Below are 20,362 nucleotides of genomic sequence, written 5' to 3' on the forward strand. Positions count from 1 at the left end.
ACAAATAAGCGAATAAATGGGGTATATATTGATGCCTCTGACGATAAATTCCTGAAAGCAATAACAGAGAATAAAAGGTCAGAGTAGATGTGCCGTTTTTTAGCTTGGGTCGGCGCTAAACGTTATTTGGATGAGTTAGTGCTGAACCAGGAGCAATCCTTGGTCATGCAAAGCCGCAATGCACTTATTGGGAAGACTCCGATCAACGCAGATGGTTTCGGCCTTGCCTGGTATTCGGAACGTGGCACGCCCTGCTTCTACAAAGACACCAACCCAGCGTGGTCTGACGCCAATCTGAAACAGCTGACGCACCATACGCAGTCGCCACTGTTTCTGGCCCATGTGCGTGCTTCAACCGGGACTGCCACATCTCGAAACAACTGCCATCCGTTTGGCTTTGGCAAGTGGAGCTTCATGCACAACGGCCAGGCCGGTGGGCACGAGAGTATCCGGCAAGAACTGGACGGTATGATACCAGCTGACTTGTACCAACACAGGCTGGGTGCAACTGAAAGCGAAGCGATCTTTCTGATAGCGCATGGTGAAGGCTTGGATGCCGATCCAATAGGGGCAATGGTGCGCGCTGTTGAACGCGTTGAGGCACTTTCCCGGAAACGCGGATCACTACCTTACCTTCGGTTCGCTGCCTGCTGGTCGGATGGGGAGCGCGTATTTGCTGCGCGATATGCCTCGGACCGATTTGCACCCAGCCTCCACTATCGCGCATGCACTGACGGCATCATAATTTCGTCCGAGCCACTGGATGCAGATAGCGGAGAATGGACTGAGACACCCGCAAACACCGCGATCGAAACCCGAGGCAAATCGCTTAGATTGCACCCGTTCGAGCCAGTTCCACAGAAATATCACGCAAATGTCGCCTAGCTGAGACCTGTTATGGGCCGGCATTGCGCGAACGTTCTATGCCAGTGATTTATAGCCGATTCAGTAAATCCGTAGTGGGCCAAGCATCCGCTGGCAGGCCAAGTCGCACCTGTTCCGACTGAACGGCAGCGCGTGTTCCGGCGCCCAGAATGCCGTCGATTTTGCCGACGTCATAGCCGCGTGCCTGCAGTTTGCTTTGCAGTTGCTTCATCTGAGCGCCAGACAGGCCAGGGGCAGGATTGCCCGCGTCATAAACCTGTGCGCCTTCCAACCGAGTGCCGAAATAGGCGGCGGTCAGCACATAAACAAAGCTCTGGTTCCATTCGAAATAGACATCGAAATTTGGGTAGGCCAGAAAGGCAGGTCCCTTGTGCCCCTGAGGCAGGATCAAAGAAGCGGGCAGATTGGCCAGTGATCCGCTGCGTGCCTGAACACCCATGGCTTGCCAGTCAGAAATCGCTCTCGGTTTTCCTGGACCCGACAGAGACCAGTCCATCTGATCTGGAACAGTCACCTCCTGCAGCCAAGGCTGACCCGGTTGCCATCCCAAATGTGACAGCATTTTTGCCCCGGACATCAGCGCATCTGGAGCCGAGGTTTTCAAAGAGACCTTGCCATCGCCGTCACCATCGACGCCATTTTCAAGGATATCGCGCGGTAGCATCTGCACCATTCCGATTTCCCCAGCCCATGCCCCAGTGGTGCGATTCGGGTCAAAATCACCCCGCTGATACAACTCAATTGCTGCAAAAATCTGCGGTCGGAACAATTCCGGACGTCGGCAATCGTGGGCCAACGTCACCAGAGCATTGCGCGTGTTGAAATCACCCTGGAACGCGCCGTAGTCGGTTTCGAAGGCCCAAAAGGCCAGCAACACCCCGCGCGAGATTCCGTATTCGCGTTCGATCCGATCAAACACTGCATCGTATTTGCGCGACATGGCTTGGCCGCGTTCAATGCGATTGGCAGAGATCAGGCGGCGTGAGAAATCGATGAACGGCTTTTGGAAAACACCTTGGGCCCGGTCTGCCTGCAGTACTTTGGGATCTTGTTGAACGCCTTTGAAAAATGCGTTCACGGTAGATTTGTCAAAACCCTGCTGGACCGCTTCGGACTTCAGACCTTTGACGAAGGAGTTGAAACCGCCACCGCACTGAGCAAAGGCGGGGGAGGCAAAAAGAGTAGCGGCGACAAGGCCAGAGAGAATACGCATGGACGAGCAGGTCCTTCAAAAGAAAAAGTTGACGACAACCCACACCGACAAGACGCCAAGCGCAAGCCCCCAAACCTTCCACAGCATGGTACATGCGCGGAAAACCTCGTATGCGCCGATTTCCCGACGCGCATCACCGTTCACCCAGGCCAGATCGCGAATCTGCCCGTCATAACTGCGAGGGCCTGCTAAGGCGATGTCCAAGGCGCGGGCCATGGCGGCTTCTGGCCAGCCTGCATTGGGTGAAATGTGGCGGCGCGCATCGACGACCATTTCTGCCCAACGAGACCATTGACCGGATAGCGCAATGATCATCACGCAGGTCAGTCTTGCCGGGATCAGATTCAGCAAATCATCAAGCCGGGCTGAGGCCCAGCCGAATTCAAGGTACTTCTCGTTGCGGTAGCCAATCATGCTGTCAGCCGTATTGATAGCCTTGTAGACCAGCAGTCCTGGCAAACCCGCAATCAAGAACCAGAACGCGGGCGCAATGACTCCGTCACTAAGATTTTCAGCCGCACTTTCGATCGCGGAACGAGCAACCTGCGCTTCGGTCATTTCAGTGGTGTCGCGCGAAACGATGCGTGCAACCATGGTACGCCCTGCAGGCAATGACTGCCGTAGTGCTTCGCCGACATCCCGGACATGAGTAACCAGCGATTTCTGGGCAAGAAGAATGGCGCAGACAGCGATTTCGACAATTGGGCCGAGCAAAGAAAGCAGCTTGCCAGCGGCAAAGGCTGCAAGAACCAGAAGCGTGACCGTGAACACACCTTTGAGGCGCCGCTGCGTCCCTGTGTTCAAGCGCTTGTCAAGCCAGCCGATTGCATTGCCGATTACCACAGCTGGATGGCGAACGCGGGACCAGAGCCAGTCAGGCTCGCCCAAGGCTGCGTCCAGACACATGGCGCAAACCAACAACAGCGCGGTGCTCAAAGCGCTGCCTCCAACCGATCCCAGCCACCTGCGGGGGGCAGGCCAAGGCGCAAATAGGTTTGGGAGTAAGGGAAGACGCGGCTCCAGATATGTGCTTTTGCCAATCGGTCTTGCCACTCTGCAGCATCGTCGACCTCATACAGCCGGAACAAACTAGTTCCGCCGACCAGAGACGCTCCCTTTCGGGTGAGCAGAGCGTCTAGTTTGTCTGCTTCGTTGGCCAGATTTCGGCGGGTGGCATCGGCCCAATCAATATCCCGCAATGCACGTGTCCCGATCCGCAGGGCAGGGCCTGAGACGGACCAGGGACCTGTCAGATCGTTAAGCTTGCTGATCAGATTGGGGTGTCCGATTGCAAAGCCCAGCCTCAGCCCCGCTAGCCCCCAGAACTTGCCAAAGCTCTTGAGCACGACGACACCGGGGCGATCCGCAAGGTGGATCAAAGATGATCCGGGTGTGACGTCGCAAAAGCTCTCGTCAATCACGGTCAACGGGGCATCAACATCACACTCATGCCAGATGCGGCCGTCGGGATTGTTGGGATGCACGATTACCCGGGCCTCTGCCGAGGCGCTTTCCTGCACGGACCAGCCTTGCGCATTAAAGGCGGCGGCGTGCTCGTTATATGTGGGCATCGTGATTTGCACCCGACCTGTTCGGGCGAGCGCGGGAATCCTGGCAATGAGAGCTGAGGCCCCTGGCGCAGGCAGGATCATGGCCTCGTCCGGAACAGACCAGAACTGACGAGCAGCGTCTGCCAGCCTTTCAAAAGCGCCATGATCCGGCAGTTCCATCCAATCCGAAGGTTCCAGACCTGAAACCTCATACGGATGCGGATTGATGCCAGTGGACAAGTCGATCCAGTCCGATCGGGTGCCGCCATAGTTCTGGATAGCACCATCCAGACCCCCACCATGGTCGCGTGCGGCCCGCGGGTTCAATTCGTCGCTTTGTCTTGCCATCTGGATCTCTGCCGGAATCGCGTGTTTCAGCCCGCTTCAAGCGGATTTTTGCCATTTATACAAGCAAATCCGCGTGATCCGAGCCCGTGACAGGCATCGTTAACTTTTTGTTAAGGAAATGACGGGATCACGGACCAAGGGGTCGGCACCGTTCACTCTATCAAGTGCCGAGGTTGTTGCAAATGAAAGTTCTGATTGTTGAGAGTAACCCCGATCTGGGTCGGGTGTGGCAACGCCATCTGCAAAGGCAGGAGGCCGAGGTCACATTGGTCGAAACGCAAGAGGCCGCAATTCTGGCGCTTTATAGCACGGCATTCGATATCATCGTCTTGGATCTGGTATTGGAAACCGGCAGTGCGCTTGCCGTGGCTGATTTTGCCAGCTACCGCCGCCCCGATACCAGGGTGATCTTTGTGACCAATACGACATTCTTCTCAGATGGATCCATCTTTGCCCATAGTCCTAACGCCTGTGCCTATGTGCAAAGCGGCACGCCGCCAGAAGATCTGGCGGCGATGGTCGAGCATTATGCGGCGGGCCGCTGATCCCGCCTGTGGGGCTCCATGTAATCCAGTTCAGGATTTACCGGGATGATCCGGTGCGGATTGATACTGTCATGGCTGTAGTGATAGTGGCGCACGATATGAGCCATGTTCACTGTCTGGGCAACGCCGGGCCACTGGTATAGCTCGCGCGTATAGGCCCACAGGTTAGGGTAATCGATCAACCGCCGCCGGTTGCATTTAAAATGCAGATGATAAACCGGATCGAACCGGATCAGTGTGGTGAACAGTCTCCAATCCGCTTCGGTGAGGCGATCACCCATCAGATAGCGGCGCGAAGCCAGGTGATCCTCAAGCCAATCCAGAGTTTCGAACAATGGGTTTACTGCATCGTCGTAAGCCTCTTGCGAGGTCGCAAAGCCGGATTTGTAGACGCCGTTATTTACGTTCGAATAGATGCGCGCATTGACCTCTTCGATGTCATCCCTCATCTCCTCGGGCCAGTAGTCATCGGTGTTTCCGGTAATCTCGTCAAACGCCGAGTTAAACATACGGATGATTTCGGAGCTCTCGTTGGAAACGATGGTTTCTTGCTGCTTATCCCACAGGATTGGCACAGTCACGCGACCAGAGTAGGTCGGGTCAGCCTTGGTATAGACCTGATGGGCATAGTCCAGACCATAGAGGGTATCGCCGGTTGCACCATTGCCGTCTTTTTCAAAGCTCCAGCCCTTGTCCAGCATATCGGGATGCACAACCGAGACCGAAATATGATCGCTCAGCCCTTTCAGTTCCCGAAAGATCAGCGTTCTGTGCGCCCATGGGCAGGCATGGCTGACATAGAGGTGATAGCGTTCTGTCTCTGCGGGGAAACCACCTTTTCCGGACAGTCCTGCACTGCCATCCGTGGTCAGCCAGTTGCGGAACTGAGCGGCGGAACGCTTGAACGCTCCTCCAGTGGATTTTGTGTCATACCAAGTGTCATGCCATTTACCGTCGACCAACAGGCCCATCTTGTGTCCTCCGCAAGTATTCACGGCGAAGATAGTCTGCGCTTTCAGTGCTTCCTATTGAACCAGGCGCGCAATTAGCCTGCATCGCTGCACACTGGTGGTTGGGATTTCTGTGCAACAGTCGGCGATCGGACAAAACTAAGTGTCGCGGTTCACTGGATTTTTACATATCTGCCCCCACAATAAAGAGTGTTAAGGGGGGAATAGATTTATGAGTACCTATGTTTCTAAGGAGATGCGTGCCGAATTGGATGCGGCACGAATCGCTACCCTGAAGAAAGCCAGTCGCTTACGTGTGGAAATGGGCGACAATTACTTCAAAATCCTCAAATTGTGGAATGATGGATTTTCCGTCGAGGCGGAGACTACGCCGCAATTGCGCGGTCTTGTCGACATATACGATGGCGCAAAACACCTGTACCAATGTCTGATCATTGCTGATGAAGAAGAGGGCGGTGAGATGCGTTATGAGTTCAAACGCAATACCGCCGCAGCTGATAAGGCCCCGTTGGATTTCTACCGCGCTCCGGATGCGCCAATCGCTTTGCTTGGTGTGGACGACTGACCGCTAGGGTTGGATTTCAACCGTTGTCCCAGTTGGTGCAAGGCTCCAGAGCTTTGCCATTTCAGCATTCGATAGTGCGATGCAACCGGCAGTCCAGTCTCCCGGAAGTGTGATGCCAACTACGCCGTTTGGCTGGCCGTGGATGAAGATGTCTCCACCCGGGTCGACGCCCTCAAGACTGGCGCGATCAATATCTTCGGTCTTTGGATAGTCGATACCCAACGACAGGTGATAAGCGCTTTGGGGATTACGCCGGTCGATTTTAAACATCCCAAGCGGCGTCTTGCCATCGCCTTCCTGCTGCTTGTCGCCCTCAGGCTCAAAACCAAGTGCGATGTCGGCCTGCATCACGATCGCCCCATCCAGCGTGGCCGTCAGCCTGCGGGCAGATTTCTCGATAAGGATATGGTCAACTTGCGAGGCTTCCGGTGCCATCGGCGGGGCAACAGGTCTTGGGCCATAGCGGTGCCAGCCAAACCAGCCAGCACCAGCTACAAGAACAATCAGTGTTATCAGAGCAAACCGGCGCACGTTTTACTGCAGATCGGAAAATGCGTCTTTCAAGCGATCACAGGCTTCTTCGATCCGGGCGCGCTGAGTTCCGAGGTTGAACCGCAGGAACTGTTCACCGCCTGAACCGAATGTTGTGCCGTGATTGACCGCGATCTTGGCTGTTTGCTCGACACGGTTGGTGAACTCAGCGCGATCCATACCTGTGCCCGAGAAATCGACCCAGGCCAGATAAGTGGCTTCCAATGGCATCGAACGCAGGCCGGGAATGCCGGCAATTGCGGCATCAAAGACTTTTCGGTTTTCGTCGATATAGGCGATCTGTTCGTCCACCCATGCCGCCCCTTCAGCAGAATAGGCAGCCGCGGTTGCAAACTGCCCGACTGAGTTCGGCGCAAGCGACAAAGCGAGCATCCGTTTTGCAAACTGTCCCCGCAATTCAGGATCTGGAATAATCACCTGACCTGTATGCAAACCTGCGATGTTGAAGGTTTTGGATGGTGCGGTCAGCATTAACAGCCGGTCAGTGATTTCCGGTGCAGCATTCTGCATCGGGATGTGAGTGTGTCCCGGATAAACCAGATCGTTGTGAATTTCATCAGACAACAGCAGCAGGTCGTGGCGTTTGGCGAAATCCGCGACCGCCTGCAATTCGGCTTGGGTCCAGACCCGACCACCGGGATTATGCGGTGAGCAGAGGATGACCATCTTTTCCTTGCCTGTCATCTGCTCATCATAGGCTTCGAAATCCATCTCGTAGCGGCCATCATTGTTGACCATCTGGCATTCCACGACCTCGCGGCCTGCATTGCGGATCACCTTGGCAAAGGCATGATAGACCGGTGTGAAAAGGACGATCCCATCGCTGGGTTGTGTGAATGTATCCAGACACATACCAACTCCGTTCACCAAGCCCGTGGTGGTAAAGATCGCATCCGCATCCACGACCCAATCATGGCGGGTGCGCATCCACCACCGGATTGCGTCTTTATAAGGCTGGTCGAGATTGACGTAACCGAACACACCATGGTCAACCATTTCGCGCATCTTGTTCAGCACGGGCGCAGGCGCCCGGTAGTCCGTGTCCGCGACCCACATGGCGATCCCGTCATTGGTCGGTACGCCATAGACCTGCTCCATCATGTCCCATTTGGCGCAGTGGGTGCCGTGGCGGTTGATGAGATCGTCAAAACTCATGGGTGTTCTCCTGTCTGATCGCAGGGCAAGCTATCCTGAATCGCGCTGCGTGCAAGGGGGGCGTTGCGGCGACGCACGTGATGGCCTAAATCAGCCTCATGAAACGCAATATCCTGATCCATCCCGATCCCCGCCTGAAAACGGTCTGCACGCCGGTCGCTGACATCACCGACGAACTGCGTAAGCTGGCCGATGACATGCTGGAGACAATGTATGACGCGCCCGGCATTGGCTTGGCTGCACCCCAGATCGGGATACTCGATCGGTTGATCGTGATTGATTGCGTCAAGGAAGAGGGCGAGGCGCCCCGACCGTTGGCTATGTTCAACCCTGAGATTATTTCGGCATCGGACGAAACCAGCGTCTATGAAGAGGGCTGCCTGTCCATCCCGGACCAGTATGCCGAGGTCACCCGTCCCAAGGTTGTTGATGTCACCTGGTTGGACCGGGACGGGAACCTGCAGCAAGAGACGTTTGATGGGCTTTGGGCCACCTGCGTCCAGCACGAGATCGATCACCTGAATGGCAAGTTGTTCATCGACTACCTCAAACCGCTCAAACGGCAGATGATCACCCGTAAAATGCAAAAGCTGAAGCGCGAGCGCGCCCGCGCATAAGCGTGGCATCGGAGAACAGCATATGACCGTACGCTCCTGCCTGCCATGGCCAGACAAACGCCTGCGCAGCAAGGCCGATGAAGTGACCGAGATCACGGATGAGATCCGCGCCATTTGGGACGACATGATTGACACGATGGAGGCGATGCCGGGCGTTGGTTTGGCTGCTCCTCAGATCGGTGTGATGATGCAGCTGGCGGTCGTCGATGGTTCGACCGAACGTGGGCGTGCGGTGAAACTTGCAAATCCGGAGATTCTGCACAGCTCAGTCGAACTGCGCGAACATGAAGAGGCCAGCCCAAACCTGCCAGGTGTTTCCGCCAAGGTAAAACGTCCTCGGGCAGTAACGGTCAAGTTTCTGAACGAGCACGGTATGATCGATCGCCGGGATTTTGTCGGTATCGAGGCGACAAGCGTGCAGCATCAGATCGACCATCTTAATGGCAAGATGTACTTTGACCGTCTCAGCAAGGTCAAAAGGGACATGCTGTTGCGCAAAGCCAAAAAGGCAGGGTGAGACTGGTTATGCGTATCGTATTCATGGGAACCCCCGATTTCTCGGTGCCGGTGCTGGAGGCGCTGGTGAAGGCCGGCCATGAGATCGCTGCCGTGTACTGCCAGCCACCACGCCCGGCAGGGCGAGGGAAGAAGGACAGACCTACGCCTGTTCATGCGCGCGCTGATACTCTGGGCCTGACGGTCCGACATCCAGTGTCACTGAAATCACCTGAGGCGCAGGCCGAGTTTGCAGCGCTTGACGCTGATGTTGCGGTGGTTGTGGCTTATGGGTTGATCCTGCCGCAGGCTATTCTGGATGCACCTCGCCACGGTTGCCTCAATATACACGCAAGCCTTTTGCCGCGTTGGCGTGGGGCAGCACCGATCCATCGGGCGATTATGTCCGGCGATACCGAAACGGGTATCTGCATCATGCAGATGGAGGCTGGGCTGGATACCGGTCCGGTATTGCTGCGCGAAGCTACTGATATCGGGATCGAGGAAACCACGGCGCAATTGCACGACCGCCTTTCCGTCATGGGCGCGTATCTGATAGTCGATGCTCTCAACCGTTTGCCGGATCTCGCACCAGAACCGCAACCTGAGATTGGCGTGACCTATGCTGCCAAGATCGATAAGGCAGAAGCGCGTGTTGACTGGTCATCCCCTGCCATAGAGGTTGATCGACAAATCCGGGGCTTGTCCCCGTTCCCCGGCGCATGGACTGAAATTGAGGGTGAACGCGTCAAACTGCTGGCTTCGCGGATGGCGCAAGGCCAAGGTGTGCCGGGCGAGGTGCTGGATGATGCGCTGACCGTTGCCTGTGGCGAGGGTGCTGTCGAGCTTCTGCGTCTGCAAAGGGCAGGCAAGGGCGCGCAAGACAGGGACGAGTTTCTGCGTGGTTGGAGCATTAATGCCGGAACCCGGATTTAGAAAAGGACAACTGACTTGTATTTGACATTGATGGGGACGGTGCTGATTGCGGCAATCGTTGGTGCACTGTCCGAAAAATCAGGCTTTACCCACAACGGGTATTTGCAATCCATCATCATTTGTATCGGCGGTGCCTTTCTGTTTTTCTTTACCCAGATGATGTTCGGCAGAATGTTTGGTTTCGGACTTGGTCTGGGTTCCCCGGGGCTGAACGCAATCGTGTCATCTGTTGGTGCGCTCATCATTGTGCCGACTCACTGGAGAAAATGAGATGCCCATTGTCGCACTGATCATCATTGGAGCAGCCGCCGGATTTTTGGCGACGAGGTTGATGAAGATCGAGGCTGACATTCCAACCACCATGCTGATTGGCATAGTTGGGGCACTGGTGGGTGGGTTCCTTTTGCGGACGCTGATCACGGTCATGGGCTGGCTGTCCGGTTTCATCGGGGCGGTACTTGGGGCGCTGTTGGTGATCTGGATTTGGCAGACCTATTTTCGCCGCTGAACACTTGACCCTCAACACAAGTGCAGGCCAGATCGCGCGGAAATGATATCGGAGACCGCCGCATGCCGCATGATCTGAAATCGGGTGATGTTGCCCTGATGGGCATTCCACTGGATCTGCACTCATCTTTTCTGCAGGGGCCAGCCTTTGCCCCCGGGCGAATTCGCGAAGCACTGCACTCCGGGGCTGCGAACCTGACCGCCGAGGATGGCACTGATCTTGGTGCGACGGACCGTTTCAAGGATACCGGGGATCTTGATGTTTTTGAGATGCGCGGTCAGGAGCCCATCGATCGGATTGAGGCAGGCGCTGCCGAGCGTGTGGAAACCGGCGCGCGACTGCTGTCATTGGGTGGTGATCATTCGGTCGCTTACCCACTGATCAAAGCCCATGCCGAGCGTTATGAAGGTTTGAACATCCTGCATATCGACTCGCACCCTGATCTTTATGATCAGCAAGATATCGGTCCCCTTGGTCACGGCTGCCCTTTCGCACGGGTGATGGAGAATTGCCCGATCAAACGTCTGGTGCAGGTGGGTATTCGCACTATGAACGCGCATCAGCGCGAGCAGGCAGAAAAGTTCGGCGTCGAAGTGATCGACATGCGTAACTGGCGACCGGACCTTCAACTTTCTTTCGATGGTCCGGTGTATCTGTCGCTGGATCTGGACGCTTTGGACCCGGCCTTTGCCCCCGGAGTGTCACATCATGAACCTGGTGGCCTGAGTACGCGAGAGGTGATCGACTTGATCCACCAGTTCGAAGGGCAATTGGTTGGCGCGGATATCGTTGAACTGAACCCCCACCGTGACCCATATGGGATGACCGCGATGGTTGCAGCGAAGTTTGTCAAAGAAATCGGCGCGCGTTTGCTGATGGGTTAGGGCCTATTGTCTGGGTGGACGGCCCTTATAGACCGGAAGTTGCCAGCCAAATATCAAAGAGCCAGCCCGCAACGCCCAGCATACCAACGCGCAGAGCCCAAGTGACAACAGGGGCTCTATCCCAAGCTTTGTTGCAAAGACTGCAGTAATCGCACCTGCAAAAGCGCAGGAGACGTAGAGTTCACCCTGCTTCAGTACCAGCGGCACTTCGTTACACACGACATCGCGCATCAATCCACCCAGACACCCAGTGCTGATACCCATAAGAACGACGATTACCCCGGACTGCCCCAGTGACAAAGCCGCGCCAGTTCCTGCCGCGACAGCAATCGAAAGTGCGAAACTGTCCAGCCAGACCAGCCAATTGTATCGGCTTTCGACGAGATGCGCCGTAAAGAACACCAAAACCGCAGCCGCCGTTGCAATCAGGATGTAATCGGGTTGCCCAACCCAGAAAATGGGATGCCGGTCCAGCAGTAGGTCCCGGACCGTGCCTCCGCCAACCGCCGTCAGGCAAGCCATGAACGCAAACCCAACCAGATCAAGCTGCGCACGGCTGGCCACCAATGCGCCTGTCAGCGCAAAGACCAGAACCGAAGCATAATCCAGCAGGGCTAGCCCGTTCACGCCTTGGCCTTTTTCGGCTTGAATGGCTCCATACCGCCGCGGGCAAGTTCGTCGGCACGTTCATTCTCGGGATGCCCTGCGTGCCCCTTTACCCATTCCCATGTGACGTCATGGCGGGCCTGGGCCTCATCTAAACGCTGCCACAGATCGACGTTTTTGACGGGCTTTTTGTTGGAAGTTTTCCAGCCATTGCGCTTCCATCCGAATATCCAGCCGGTCACGCCGTTTTTTACATATGCACTGTCAGTCACAATCGTAATTTTTGATGGTCGCTCCAGCGCCTCAAGCGCGGCGATTGCGGCCAGCAATTCCATGCGATTGTTTGTGGTTTCCGCTTCGCCGCCATTCAGTTCGCGTTCTTTGAGGACGTCGTCCCCATCCATCGCACGCAACAATACCCCCCAACCGCCGGGGCCGGGATTGCCGGAGCAGGCGCCATCCGTATAAGCAAACAGATCAGGCATGTGCGGCCAACCTAATCCAGTCCGATACCGATCCATCAAGTCCTGTGCCGCTACCATGCCATTGGCCCGTAACGGCGAATCCTGCCTCCTGCAGATAAGCCTTCAATTCATCCTCACTGTAGTAACTATAGTACCGACCCAACCTGTCCGGTCCTTCGCCCTGTCCCAGCTTCATGGCGATGAACAGAACGCCACGCGGCTTCAGAGCTTTGTGGATCGCTGCCAGATGGTTCGGGAAAGCTGCGCGGGTGGCGTGAAGCAGGCTGAAATTAGCCCATACGCCATCATAGGCTTCGACTTCGTTCAGGTCCGTGAACTCTGCTTGCCGAGCGGTAACTCCATGATTGGCGGAGGCCAGCTTGACCATTTCGGCCGAGGCGTCCGTTGCCTCAACCTTCAGCCCCGCCTGCGCCATGACCAGCGCGGATGCGCCCGGTCCGCAGCCCAGATCAAGGACCATACCTCCCTCGGGAACCGCTGCGATGAAATCGGTCATACCCCGATCCGCCTTATTGGAGTCATCGGTCAGTTCGGCATATTGCTGTGCCTGTTCGTCATAAACAGAGATGGTATCAGGATCGCTCACAGGTAAACTCCTACAGCAAGACATAAAACGACGATTGCGGTCAGAAGGATGCGCAGTTTCATCCACCAGCGAGGCGCAAGGCCCCAGTGCCAGAATGCGGCATCCAGAAGCAATAAGCCTATGAAGCCAATGATCAGGTTTATCCCGGCAGTTTCCGGTCCACCGCCTGTGGTAAAGAACGCCCAGAGAGCCGGCAGGACTGACAGCGCGTAACACGTCGCGGCCTTGCTTCCCGAGGTCTTGGTCGCGAACCCCCACAAGATCCCGGACATGAAGCTGAGAATGACGGCTCCATAAAAAAGTTGCACGTATGGTCCCACAAAGCGTGGCCCCAGTATTTGAGTGCCCCAGGCCTGCAGGTCTGAATTTACGTATGTTACTGCGCCCCAAACAAACGGGATTAATCCGGCCAGGCCAAGAAACAGAGGTGCCTTGGGCACCCCGCTCATGCGGGCTGCCTCAGAACGCGCGGGACCTTGAATTCAACATTTTCTACAGCGGTTTCGACAAGCTCGACAGTCACATCGTAGCGTTCTTTGAAGGCGTCGATAACTTCGTTGACGAGTACCTCCGGAGCTGAAGCGCCGGCTGTGATGGCAATGCTCGAAATACCATCGAGAGCCCGCCAGTCGATTTCTGTCGCGCGCTGTACCAACTGCGCATAGGCGCACCCGGCTTTTGAGGCGACCTCGACCAGTCGTCGGGAATTGGACGAGTTTGGCGCGCCCACCACAAGCAGTGCATCGGATTTTGGGGCTACCGATTTGACCGCTTCCTGCCGGTTGGTCGTGGCGTAGCAGATGTCTTCCTTATGCGGCCCCACGATTGCCGGGAACCGAGCCTGCAAGGCTGCTACAATATCTTTGGTATCATCGACGGAAAGGGTGGTTTGCGTGACAAAGGCCAGCTTATCCGGGTTCCGGACGTCAACATTTGCGACGTCGTCAACGGTTTCAACCAACAAAACCTCGCCATCCGGCAACTGCCCCATGGTGCCGATGGTTTCAGGATGGCCTTTATGGCCAATCATGATCATCTGTAGCCCGACCTCGGCATGGCGCTGCGCCTCGATATGCACTTTGGATACGAGCGGGCAGGTGGCGTCTACGAACACCATTTCTCGCTGGGACGCAGCAGCCGGGACAGATTTCGGAACGCCATGGGCTGAAAAGATTACCGGGCGGTCATCTGGGCATTCATCCAGCTCTTCGACAAAGACAGCACCTTTTTCGCGCAGACCATCGACTACGAATTTGTTGTGAACGATTTCGTGGCGCACATAGACGGGCGCTCCCCATTTCTCGAGCGCCATTTCCACGATTTTGATTGCACGATCCACGCCCGCGCAAAAACCGCGCGGTGCGGCAAGATAAAGTGTCAGTGGCTGCTGGGTCATGGCGCTGTCTCCTTGAATGGGACAGGTAAGGCTTTTCATACCGTTGGTCCAGTCAGGACCGGTCTGTCATTCATATGACATGAATCAGTGCTAGCAAAACGGTGTTTTAGCACTGGTCCTTGGTTAAAGAAGCGCGGCCAGGACAACAGATCCTGACCGCGCACATTATTCCGCTTGGTGAGTGGCGGATTGTATCAGGTGCCCGAGGCGACCGCCACGCTGCGTGGTTCGTTAGGGATGTCACGCGGAGGCCGGCCGATCACGTCGCGCAGGTCCTCAAGCTCGATGAAGTTGTCGGCCTGACGGCGCAACTCGTCCGAGATCATTGGGGGTTGGCTGCGGATGGTCGAGACGACTGAAACACGCACGCCCTGACGCTGCAGGCTGGCAATCAGCGGGCGGAAATCCCCATCGCCCGAGAACAGCACAATATGGTCAACGCGTGGTGCAAGCTCCATGGCATCGACGGTGAGCTCGATATCCATGTTTCCTTTGACCTTCCGACGCCCCATGCTGTCGGTGTATTCTTTTGCCGGTTTGGTGACCATGGTGAAGCCATTGTAATGTAGCCAGTCAACCAGTGGGCGGATCGGTGAGTATTCGTCGTTTTCGAGCAGCGCTGTGTAATAAAAGGCTCTCAGCAGCTTCCCCCTGCGCATGAACTCTTGCCGCAGAAGCTTGTAGTCGATGTCAAAACCGAGAGCTTTTGCCGCAGCATAAAGATTCGAGCCGTCGATGAACAGCGCTAGCCGTTCGTCCTTATAAAACATAAACAGTCCCTTTCGGTATAACCCAGAGCGCCGCGTGTTACGTGAGTGAGTGAATGAAAAATGATCGACGCGCTGGTGTCCCTATAATTAGGGCTTTTGGGCTGTATCGCAAGTATGCGTCATAAGGAATATGGGGTCAGAAGTGAACAAAACTTGCTCAAACGCAGTGTTAGCGCTAGGCGCAAATCTCAATCTGAGAGATAATGAGCCCAGTGTGACACTTCGCCAAGCGATTGATGCGTTGAAGCGTCAGGGTGTGGTGATTCGCCGGGTGAGCCGTTTCTTTGAAACTCCGTGCTTTCCGGCGGGTGCGGGGCCTGATTACGTGAATGCTGCGGCGCTAATCGAAACCGATCTGGATCCGAACGGCCTGTTGGAATTGCTGCATCGGGTTGAACACGAATTTGGCCGCGCACGCGAACAGCGTTGGGGTATGCGCACTCTGGACCTTGATCTGGTGTGTTGGGAGGATCTCGTGCTACCGGATCAGGTCGAATACAAACGCTGGCTCAACTTGGCTGCAGATCAACAGTCTCAGGTTGCGCCAGATCAGTTGATCGTTCCGCATCCCCGGTTGCAGGACCGGGCCTTTGTGCTTGTTCCGATGGCTGACATTGCACCTGATTGGCGTCATCCCGTTCTCGACCTGACCGTGACCGAAATGATTGCGAGGTTGCCAGCCGAGGATGTATCTGCGGTCACACCGATGTGAAGCATTGGAAAAAGCCATTTCCCGCTTGTCAATGCGGGGAATCACGCTTAGATAAACCCCTTCCTGACACAGATTCATTTGTGGAGAGCGCCCTATGGCCCGCGTGACGGTCGAAGACTGCGTAGACAAGGTTCCGAACCGGTTCGAACTGGTGATGCTTGCCGCCCATCGTGCGCGCGAGATTTCTGCCGGTGCCGCGATCACCGTAGATCGTGACAACGACAAGAACCCTGTCGTTTCGCTGCGTGAAATCGCGGATGAGACTCAGAGCGCGGATGAACTGCGTGAGCGTCTGATCGAAGCGAACCAGACTCAGATCGAAGTTGACGAGCCTGAAGAAGATCAGATGGCGCTGCTGATGGGTGCTGAATCGGACAAGCCTGCCGACGACGACATGTCCGAAGAAAAGCTCCTGCGCGCTCTGATGGAGGCTCAAGGCCAGGGGTAACCCAAGCTACACAAGGTGCGGACCAGATGATTTCTGCTGACGACTTGATTGCGCTGGTCCGCAACTACAACCCAAAGACAAATGCAGATCGCATCGCCCGGGCTTACGAGTTCGGGCAGCAAATGCATGAAGGGCAGTTCCGCCATTCCGGAGAGCCCTACTTTAGCCATCCCGTTGCCGTTGCCGCGATCCTGACCGAACAGCGTCTGGATGATGCGACCATCATCACGGCTCTCCTGCACGATACAATCGAAGACACCAAAGCCAGCTACGGCAAGATTTCCGAGCTGTTTGGAGAGGAAGTCGCCAAGCTGGTTGATGGTGTGACCAAGCTGACCAATCTGCAGTTATCCAGCCGCGAAACCAAGCAGGCGGAAAACTTCCGCAAGCTTTTTATGGCGATGTCCAAAGACCTGCGGGTTATCTTGGTCAAGCTTGCTGACCGCCTGCACAACATGCGCACTATCAAGGCGATGCGGCCGGAAAAGCAGGTCATCAAAGCGCGTGAGACAATGGATATCTATGCGCCACTGGCTGGTCGAATGGGTATGCAATGGATGCGCGAGGAGTTGGAAGATCTTGCCTTCCGCGTTCTAAATCCCGAAGGCCGCCAGTCGATCATTCGTCGGTTCATTACGCTTCAGCGGGAAACCGGGGACGTAATCCACCGGATCACCGGAGATATGCGCCACGAGTTGGATAAGGCGGGGATTGAGGCCGAGGTCTTTGGTCGCGCCAAGAAGCCTTATTCGATCTGGCGCAAGATGCAGGAGAAGGATCAGGGTTTCTCGCGCCTTTCCGACATCTACGGCTTTCGCATCATCACGCAGTCTGAGGAGGATTGCTATCGTACGCTCGGTGCGATCCACCAGCGTTGGCGCGCGGTGCCAGGGCGGTTCAAGGACTATATCAGCCAGCCTAAATCGAACGGTTATCGATCCATCCACACCACCGTCTCGGGGCGTGACGGCAAACGGGTCGAAGTACAAATTCGCACCCGCCAGATGCACGACGTTGCCGAAACAGGTGTGGCCGCACACTGGTCCTATCGCGATGGGGTTCGATCCGAAAACCCGTTTGCAGTAGACCCTGCCAAGTGGATCGCAAATCTGACCGAGCAGTTCGACAACGAGGATGATCATGAAGACTTCCTCGAGGCCGTTAAGCTCGAGATGTACTCGGACCAGGTGTTCTGCTTCACGCCGAAAGGGGATGTCGTAAAGCTGCCCCGCGGCGCGACACCGATTGACTTTGCCTATGCGATCCACACGCGTATCGGCCACGCTTGTGTGGGTGCCAAGGTGGACGGTATCCGGGTTCCACTCTGGACACGCCTCAAGAATGGACAATCTGTCGATATCATCACTGCTGACGGCCAAACGCCGCAGGTCACGTGGCTGGAAATCGCAGTGACCGGAAAAGCCCGCACAGCCATCCGTCGCGCATTGCGTGAGGTGGACCGTGAACGTTTCATCAAACTGGGCAAGGAACTGGCACGAGCCGGTTTCGAACATGTCGGCCGCAAGGCGACTGACAAGGCGTTGGATACTGCAGCCAAACATCTGCGGCTTAAAGATCGCCACGAACTGTTAGCGCGCCTCGGAAGTGCTGAACTGACAGCTCATGAAGTGGTTGAGGCCGTTTATCCTGAGCTTACGAAAGATGAAGGTGACGCCATTCCGCTGCGTCGGGCAGTGATAGGTCTGGAACCGGGGCAGAAATTCGATCGCGCGCCTTGCTGCCAACCTCTGCCGGGTGAGCGCATCGTCGGCATCACCTATCGCGGCAAGGGTGTGGTTGTGCACGCCATCGACTGTGACCGCCTGTCCGAGTTTGAAAACGAACCCGAACGCTGGGTTGACCTGCATTGGCATTCGGGAACCCACCCGGCGGTCTATGGTGCGACGTTGGATCTGACCATTGGAAACGATGCGGGCGTATTGGGTCGCATTTGCACATTGATCGGAGAGAAAAAGGCCAATATCTCCAATCTGGAATTTGTTGACCGCAAACCGGATTTTTACCGCCTTCTGATCAATGTCGAACTGCGCGATTTGGAACAGTTGCATTCGCTGATGTTGATGCTTGAGGCAGAAAGTGATGTTGCGGCGGTCGAACGTCATCGGGACAAGGCGGATGCCGCTGTTGCGGCTGGTTGAGAAGGGGTGATCAGGAGTGGTTTTCAAGCGCCGAGATCGACGCTCGCCTGTCCAGATCGCATCGGAATTTGTCTATCCGCGCGGTGGATGGACCCGCGCCTTTCACTATGTCAAACATCGTGTCCGTCGCCTGCCGGATTCGCCTGAGCGGATCGCGCGAGGAATCGGGGCAGGGGTATTTACCGCATTCACTCCGTTTTATGGATTGCACTTTGTCGTTGCGGCCGTTCTGGCGCGATTGATCAACGGCAATATTCTGGCCGCGCTTAGCGGCACGTTTTTTGGGAATCCGCTGACCTATGTACCTATCGGAGTGGTTTGCCTGCAAACCGGGCATTTCCTGTTGGGGACCCAATTCGAGAAGGGTGATACCAAAGGTCTGATGGGAAAGTTTGCCGGGGCAATCGGTGATCTGAAAAACAACCTTTTCGCCATGTTTACTGACCGCGTAGCAGACTGGCACGGGCTTGCGCAGTTCTATCATGAGGTTTTTTACCCTTACCTCATCGGTGGCATTGTTCCGGGTCTGATTGCTGGGGTGGTCTGCTATTTCCTGAGCTTACCGTTGATCCGTACCTATCAACAGCGCCGGCGGGACAGGATCAAGGCGAAGTTCGAAGAAATCAAGCAGTTGGCTGAATCCAAGGCTGACGCTTCGATCACAAATCCACTAGGGTCAGCCACAGGGCTGAATAAGGATTCGAGCGATGTCTGAGAACCATCTGCGGTTGGGCGTTAACATTGACCACGTGGCCACGGTGCGAAACGCCCGGGGTGGCGCGTACCCTGATCCTTTGCGTGCTGCCAAGCTGGCTGAAGAGGCTGGCGCTGATGGTATCACCGCCCATCTGCGCGAAGACCGACGCCATATCTCGGATGCGGATATCGACGGCTTGATGGAAGTGCTGTCAGTACCGCTAAATTTTGAGATGGCCGCCACGCCAGAAATGCAGCAGATCGCCTTGCGCCATAAGCCCCACGCGGTTTGTATCGTTCCCGAAAAGCGCGAGGAACGCACTACCGAAGGTGGGCTTGAGGTCGCACGAGAAGAAAATAAGCTGGCGCATTTCATTGCACCCCTGCGTGAAGTGGGATGTCGTGTATCGATCTTCATCGCTGCTGATCAGCGCCAGATCGAGGCTGCGCACCGCATTGGTGCCGAGGTGATCGAGTTGCACACCGGTGCCTATTGCGATGCGCATGCAGAAGGTCACATAGAAGTGGCTGCACGGGAACTGGAGGCTCTGCGAGAAATGTCGAGCTTTGCGCATTCGCTGGGCCTTGAGGTTCACGCTGGCCATGGTCTGACCTATGACACGGTGAAACCCGTTGCGGAGTTTCCCGAAGTGCGCGAACTCAACATTGGCCACTTTCTGATCGGCGAGTCGATCTTCCGTGGCCTTACTCCAGCAATCCAAGAAATGCGCCGCCTGATGGACGAGGCGCGAGCATGAAACGCTTTATAGGTTGTTAGAGAAAGAGAAATTCATAATGAAAACGAACATTGTACGCTTTTCATTGGTTTACGTTGGAACCTGTATCGCGATGCCGTTTATGGATTTGGCAGCCCAGAAACTATTGGGGGCGGAACTACCAGGTGCCGCGGCGGGAATGATCCCGTTCATGACGGCTGCGATGATCGAAGGACAGCGCTATGTGAAAGATCATGGCGAAAAACCAACTACGTCGGGGATGTGGGCAGCATCGCGCCTAATGGCTTTGGTTGGTCTAGTGTGGTCATTACTTCTGGCCGTGGTTTTTGTTATGATCTTTCCAGAAGTATTAGCACCACTATCAAGCCTTCCCATCATTTGGATGTTAGTGATTCTTGGCATTTCGTTCGTACTTTCCATTTTGCTTTGTCGCTTGTTCATTGGCTTGGGTGCAAAGAACCAGTTGAAGCAGATGGCGCGTCAACACACTCGCTCCTCATGATCGTCATCGGCTACGTCTTCCTGCTCACAGTCGCCGTTCTC

General features: G+C 55.7%; 27 protein-coding genes. 15 read left to right on the forward strand and 12 right to left on the reverse strand.

Going from position 1 to position 20,362, the window contains the following annotated elements; translation table 11 throughout:
- Positions 1–87 precede the first annotated feature (87 nt).
- The gene (locus ACR0CW_RS20055) at positions 88–885 is read left to right on the forward strand and encodes a class II glutamine amidotransferase (RefSeq protein ID WP_480789126.1); all 798 of its coding nucleotides are present in this window, start codon (positions 88–90) and stop codon (positions 883–885) included.
- Between the two features lie 49 nt (positions 886–934).
- Here ACR0CW_RS20055 and ACR0CW_RS20060 read toward each other — a convergent pair whose 3' ends face one another.
- The 3 genes from ACR0CW_RS20060 to cobD are packed head-to-tail and all read right to left on the reverse strand — an operon-like array spanning position 935 to position 3,996.
- Positions 935–2,098, reverse strand: coding sequence for a lytic murein transglycosylase (locus ACR0CW_RS20060; RefSeq protein ID WP_480789127.1), 1,164 nt, complete (start codon positions 2,096–2,098; stop codon positions 935–937).
- A 15-nt stretch (positions 2,099–2,113) separates the two neighbouring features.
- Complete coding sequence (gene cbiB, locus ACR0CW_RS20065; RefSeq protein WP_480789128.1) at positions 2,114–3,034, reverse strand: adenosylcobinamide-phosphate synthase CbiB; 921 nt, start codon at positions 3,032–3,034, stop codon at positions 2,114–2,116.
- Positions 3,031–3,996, reverse strand: a complete 966-nt coding sequence (cobD, locus tag ACR0CW_RS20070) for a threonine-phosphate decarboxylase CobD (RefSeq protein ID WP_480789129.1) — start codon at positions 3,994–3,996, stop codon at positions 3,031–3,033. The genes cbiB and cobD overlap by 4 nt, the downstream gene beginning before the upstream one ends.
- 182 nt (positions 3,997–4,178) lie before the next feature.
- Here cobD and ACR0CW_RS20075 point away from each other — a divergent pair, with 182 nt between their 5' ends.
- A complete protein-coding gene (locus ACR0CW_RS20075) occupies positions 4,179–4,541 on the forward strand; it encodes a response regulator transcription factor (protein ID WP_155142235.1) in 363 nt (120 codons plus the stop codon).
- Here the strand turns inward: ACR0CW_RS20075 and ACR0CW_RS20080 are convergent.
- Positions 4,523–5,512 carry a glutathione S-transferase family protein gene (locus ACR0CW_RS20080; RefSeq protein WP_480789130.1) on the reverse strand — a complete coding sequence of 330 codons (990 nt, stop codon included), beginning with the start codon at positions 5,510–5,512 and terminating at the stop codon, positions 4,523–4,525. The two genes, ACR0CW_RS20075 and ACR0CW_RS20080, sit on opposite strands and share 19 nt — an antisense overlap.
- Positions 5,513–5,723: 211 nt before the next feature.
- Here ACR0CW_RS20080 and ACR0CW_RS20085 point away from each other — a divergent pair, with 211 nt between their 5' ends.
- Positions 5,724–6,077, forward strand: a complete 354-nt coding sequence (locus ACR0CW_RS20085; protein WP_480789131.1) for a hypothetical protein — start codon at positions 5,724–5,726, stop codon at positions 6,075–6,077.
- A gap of 3 nt (positions 6,078–6,080) precedes the next feature.
- Here ACR0CW_RS20085 and ACR0CW_RS20090 read toward each other — a convergent pair whose 3' ends face one another.
- The gene (locus ACR0CW_RS20090; protein ID WP_480789132.1) at positions 6,081–6,608 is read right to left on the reverse strand and encodes a L,D-transpeptidase family protein; all 528 of its coding nucleotides are present in this window, start codon (positions 6,606–6,608) and stop codon (positions 6,081–6,083) included.
- A gap of 3 nt (positions 6,609–6,611) precedes the next feature.
- Positions 6,612–7,784, reverse strand: a complete 1,173-nt coding sequence (locus ACR0CW_RS20095) for a MalY/PatB family protein (RefSeq protein ID WP_480789133.1) — start codon at positions 7,782–7,784, stop codon at positions 6,612–6,614.
- 98 nt (positions 7,785–7,882) lie between these two features.
- Here ACR0CW_RS20095 and def (ACR0CW_RS20100) point away from each other — a divergent pair, with 98 nt between their 5' ends.
- From def (ACR0CW_RS20100) to speB, 6 genes are all read left to right on the forward strand, one after another.
- Entirely contained in the window at positions 7,883–8,401 is a 519-nt protein-coding gene (def, locus tag ACR0CW_RS20100) for a peptide deformylase (protein ID WP_480789134.1), read from the forward strand.
- Between the two features lie 22 nt (positions 8,402–8,423).
- Positions 8,424–8,918 carry a peptide deformylase gene (gene def / locus ACR0CW_RS20105; protein WP_155142254.1) on the forward strand — a complete coding sequence of 165 codons (495 nt, stop codon included), beginning with the start codon at positions 8,424–8,426 and terminating at the stop codon, positions 8,916–8,918.
- Between the two features lie 8 nt (positions 8,919–8,926).
- The gene (fmt, locus tag ACR0CW_RS20110) at positions 8,927–9,832 is read left to right on the forward strand and encodes a methionyl-tRNA formyltransferase (RefSeq protein ID WP_480789135.1); all 906 of its coding nucleotides are present in this window, start codon (positions 8,927–8,929) and stop codon (positions 9,830–9,832) included.
- A gap of 15 nt (positions 9,833–9,847) precedes the next feature.
- Positions 9,848–10,102, forward strand: a complete 255-nt coding sequence (locus ACR0CW_RS20115) for a hypothetical protein (RefSeq protein ID WP_155142258.1) — start codon at positions 9,848–9,850, stop codon at positions 10,100–10,102.
- Between the two features lies 1 nt (position 10,103).
- On the forward strand, positions 10,104–10,340 hold the full coding sequence (locus tag ACR0CW_RS20120; protein WP_155142259.1) for a GlsB/YeaQ/YmgE family stress response membrane protein: 237 nt from the start codon (positions 10,104–10,106) through the stop codon (positions 10,338–10,340).
- 62 nt (positions 10,341–10,402) lie between these two features.
- Positions 10,403–11,224 (forward strand): agmatinase, encoded by an 822-nt coding sequence (gene speB, locus ACR0CW_RS20125; RefSeq protein WP_480789136.1) that lies wholly within the window; start codon positions 10,403–10,405, stop codon positions 11,222–11,224.
- A 3-nt stretch (positions 11,225–11,227) separates the two neighbouring features.
- On the opposite strand, the gene ACR0CW_RS20130 is transcribed toward speB, so the two are convergent.
- The 6 genes from ACR0CW_RS20130 to ACR0CW_RS20155 all read right to left on the reverse strand — a co-directional run bounded on the left by ACR0CW_RS20130 (position 11,228) and on the right by ACR0CW_RS20155 (position 15,067).
- The gene (locus ACR0CW_RS20130; protein WP_480789137.1) at positions 11,228–11,851 is read right to left on the reverse strand and encodes a trimeric intracellular cation channel family protein; all 624 of its coding nucleotides are present in this window, start codon (positions 11,849–11,851) and stop codon (positions 11,228–11,230) included.
- A complete protein-coding gene (gene rnhA, locus ACR0CW_RS20135; RefSeq protein ID WP_170333886.1) occupies positions 11,848–12,315 on the reverse strand; it encodes a ribonuclease HI in 468 nt (155 codons plus the stop codon). The genes ACR0CW_RS20130 and rnhA overlap by 4 nt, the downstream gene beginning before the upstream one ends.
- Positions 12,308–12,901 carry a class I SAM-dependent DNA methyltransferase gene (locus ACR0CW_RS20140; RefSeq protein ID WP_480789138.1) on the reverse strand — a complete coding sequence of 198 codons (594 nt, stop codon included), beginning with the start codon at positions 12,899–12,901 and terminating at the stop codon, positions 12,308–12,310. The genes rnhA and ACR0CW_RS20140 overlap by 8 nt, the downstream gene beginning before the upstream one ends.
- Positions 12,898–13,350: a DUF3429 domain-containing protein gene (locus ACR0CW_RS20145; RefSeq protein ID WP_480789139.1), complete on the reverse strand. Its 453-nt coding sequence runs from the start codon at positions 13,348–13,350 to the stop codon at positions 12,898–12,900. The genes ACR0CW_RS20140 and ACR0CW_RS20145 overlap by 4 nt, the downstream gene beginning before the upstream one ends.
- The gene (gene ispH / locus ACR0CW_RS20150; protein WP_480789140.1) at positions 13,347–14,297 is read right to left on the reverse strand and encodes a 4-hydroxy-3-methylbut-2-enyl diphosphate reductase; all 951 of its coding nucleotides are present in this window, start codon (positions 14,295–14,297) and stop codon (positions 13,347–13,349) included. Before ispH ends, ACR0CW_RS20145 begins: the two co-directional genes overlap by 4 nt.
- Positions 14,298–14,491: 194 nt before the next feature.
- On the reverse strand, positions 14,492–15,067 hold the full coding sequence (locus tag ACR0CW_RS20155; RefSeq protein ID WP_155142273.1) for a LabA-like NYN domain-containing protein: 576 nt from the start codon (positions 15,065–15,067) through the stop codon (positions 14,492–14,494).
- 130 nt (positions 15,068–15,197) lie between these two features.
- Here ACR0CW_RS20155 and folK point away from each other — a divergent pair, with 130 nt between their 5' ends.
- The 6 genes from folK to ACR0CW_RS20185 all read left to right on the forward strand — a co-directional run bounded on the left by folK (position 15,198) and on the right by ACR0CW_RS20185 (position 20,321).
- A complete protein-coding gene (folK, locus tag ACR0CW_RS20160) occupies positions 15,198–15,779 on the forward strand; it encodes a 2-amino-4-hydroxy-6-hydroxymethyldihydropteridine diphosphokinase (protein ID WP_155142275.1) in 582 nt (193 codons plus the stop codon).
- A 94-nt stretch (positions 15,780–15,873) separates the two neighbouring features.
- Complete coding sequence (rpoZ, locus tag ACR0CW_RS20165) at positions 15,874–16,227, forward strand: DNA-directed RNA polymerase subunit omega (RefSeq protein ID WP_155142277.1); 354 nt, start codon at positions 15,874–15,876, stop codon at positions 16,225–16,227.
- Positions 16,228–16,253: 26 nt separating this feature from the next.
- Entirely contained in the window at positions 16,254–18,386 is a 2,133-nt protein-coding gene (locus tag ACR0CW_RS20170; protein ID WP_155142280.1) for a RelA/SpoT family protein, read from the forward strand.
- Between the two features lie 16 nt (positions 18,387–18,402).
- Positions 18,403–19,101 carry a DUF2062 domain-containing protein gene (locus ACR0CW_RS20175; RefSeq protein ID WP_480742040.1) on the forward strand — a complete coding sequence of 233 codons (699 nt, stop codon included), beginning with the start codon at positions 18,403–18,405 and terminating at the stop codon, positions 19,099–19,101.
- Complete coding sequence (locus ACR0CW_RS20180; protein WP_155142282.1) at positions 19,094–19,840, forward strand: pyridoxine 5'-phosphate synthase; 747 nt, start codon at positions 19,094–19,096, stop codon at positions 19,838–19,840. Before ACR0CW_RS20175 ends, ACR0CW_RS20180 begins: the two co-directional genes overlap by 8 nt.
- A gap of 37 nt (positions 19,841–19,877) precedes the next feature.
- Positions 19,878–20,321, forward strand: a complete 444-nt coding sequence (locus tag ACR0CW_RS20185; protein ID WP_480789141.1) for an ABZJ_00895 family protein — start codon at positions 19,878–19,880, stop codon at positions 20,319–20,321.
- Positions 20,322–20,362 lie beyond the last annotated feature (41 nt).

Source organism: Ruegeria sp. CH6 (genome assembly GCF_056537005.1).

Bases quoted from the DNA above. Each gene is read 5' to 3' on its own strand.
- fmt (WP_480789135.1), top strand. From the start codon at position 8,927: ATGCGTATCGTATTCATGGGAACCCCCGATTTCTCGGTGCCGGTGCTG.
- ACR0CW_RS20075 (WP_155142235.1), top strand. From the start codon at position 4,179: ATGAAAGTTCTGATTGTTGAGAGTAACCCCGATCTGGGTCGGGTGTGG.
- cobD (WP_480789129.1), bottom strand. From the start codon at position 3,996: ATGGCAAGACAAAGCGACGAATTGAACCCGCGGGCCGCACGCGACCAT.
- def (WP_480789134.1), top strand. From the start codon at position 7,883: ATGAAACGCAATATCCTGATCCATCCCGATCCCCGCCTGAAAACGGTC.
- ACR0CW_RS20185 (WP_480789141.1), top strand. From the start codon at position 19,878: ATGAAAACGAACATTGTACGCTTTTCATTGGTTTACGTTGGAACCTGT.
- ispH (WP_480789140.1), bottom strand. From the start codon at position 14,297: ATGACCCAGCAGCCACTGACACTTTATCTTGCCGCACCGCGCGGTTTT.
- ACR0CW_RS20155 (WP_155142273.1), bottom strand. From the start codon at position 15,067: ATGTTTTATAAGGACGAACGGCTAGCGCTGTTCATCGACGGCTCGAAT.
- ACR0CW_RS20080 (WP_480789130.1), bottom strand. From the start codon at position 5,512: ATGGGCCTGTTGGTCGACGGTAAATGGCATGACACTTGGTATGACACA.
- ACR0CW_RS20055 (WP_480789126.1), top strand. From the start codon at position 88: ATGTGCCGTTTTTTAGCTTGGGTCGGCGCTAAACGTTATTTGGATGAG.
- ACR0CW_RS20060 (WP_480789127.1), bottom strand. From the start codon at position 2,098: ATGCGTATTCTCTCTGGCCTTGTCGCCGCTACTCTTTTTGCCTCCCCC.
- rpoZ (WP_155142277.1), top strand. From the start codon at position 15,874: ATGGCCCGCGTGACGGTCGAAGACTGCGTAGACAAGGTTCCGAACCGG.
- speB (WP_480789136.1), top strand. From the start codon at position 10,403: ATGCCGCATGATCTGAAATCGGGTGATGTTGCCCTGATGGGCATTCCA.
- folK (WP_155142275.1), top strand. From the start codon at position 15,198: ATGGGGTCAGAAGTGAACAAAACTTGCTCAAACGCAGTGTTAGCGCTA.
- rnhA (WP_170333886.1), bottom strand. From the start codon at position 12,315: ATGCCTGATCTGTTTGCTTATACGGATGGCGCCTGCTCCGGCAATCCC.
- ACR0CW_RS20085 (WP_480789131.1), top strand. From the start codon at position 5,724: ATGAGTACCTATGTTTCTAAGGAGATGCGTGCCGAATTGGATGCGGCA.
- ACR0CW_RS20095 (WP_480789133.1), bottom strand. From the start codon at position 7,784: ATGAGTTTTGACGATCTCATCAACCGCCACGGCACCCACTGCGCCAAA.
- ACR0CW_RS20120 (WP_155142259.1), top strand. From the start codon at position 10,104: ATGCCCATTGTCGCACTGATCATCATTGGAGCAGCCGCCGGATTTTTG.
- ACR0CW_RS20145 (WP_480789139.1), bottom strand. From the start codon at position 13,350: ATGAGCGGGGTGCCCAAGGCACCTCTGTTTCTTGGCCTGGCCGGATTA.
- ACR0CW_RS20180 (WP_155142282.1), top strand. From the start codon at position 19,094: ATGTCTGAGAACCATCTGCGGTTGGGCGTTAACATTGACCACGTGGCC.
- ACR0CW_RS20170 (WP_155142280.1), top strand. From the start codon at position 16,254: ATGATTTCTGCTGACGACTTGATTGCGCTGGTCCGCAACTACAACCCA.
- def (WP_155142254.1), top strand. From the start codon at position 8,424: ATGACCGTACGCTCCTGCCTGCCATGGCCAGACAAACGCCTGCGCAGC.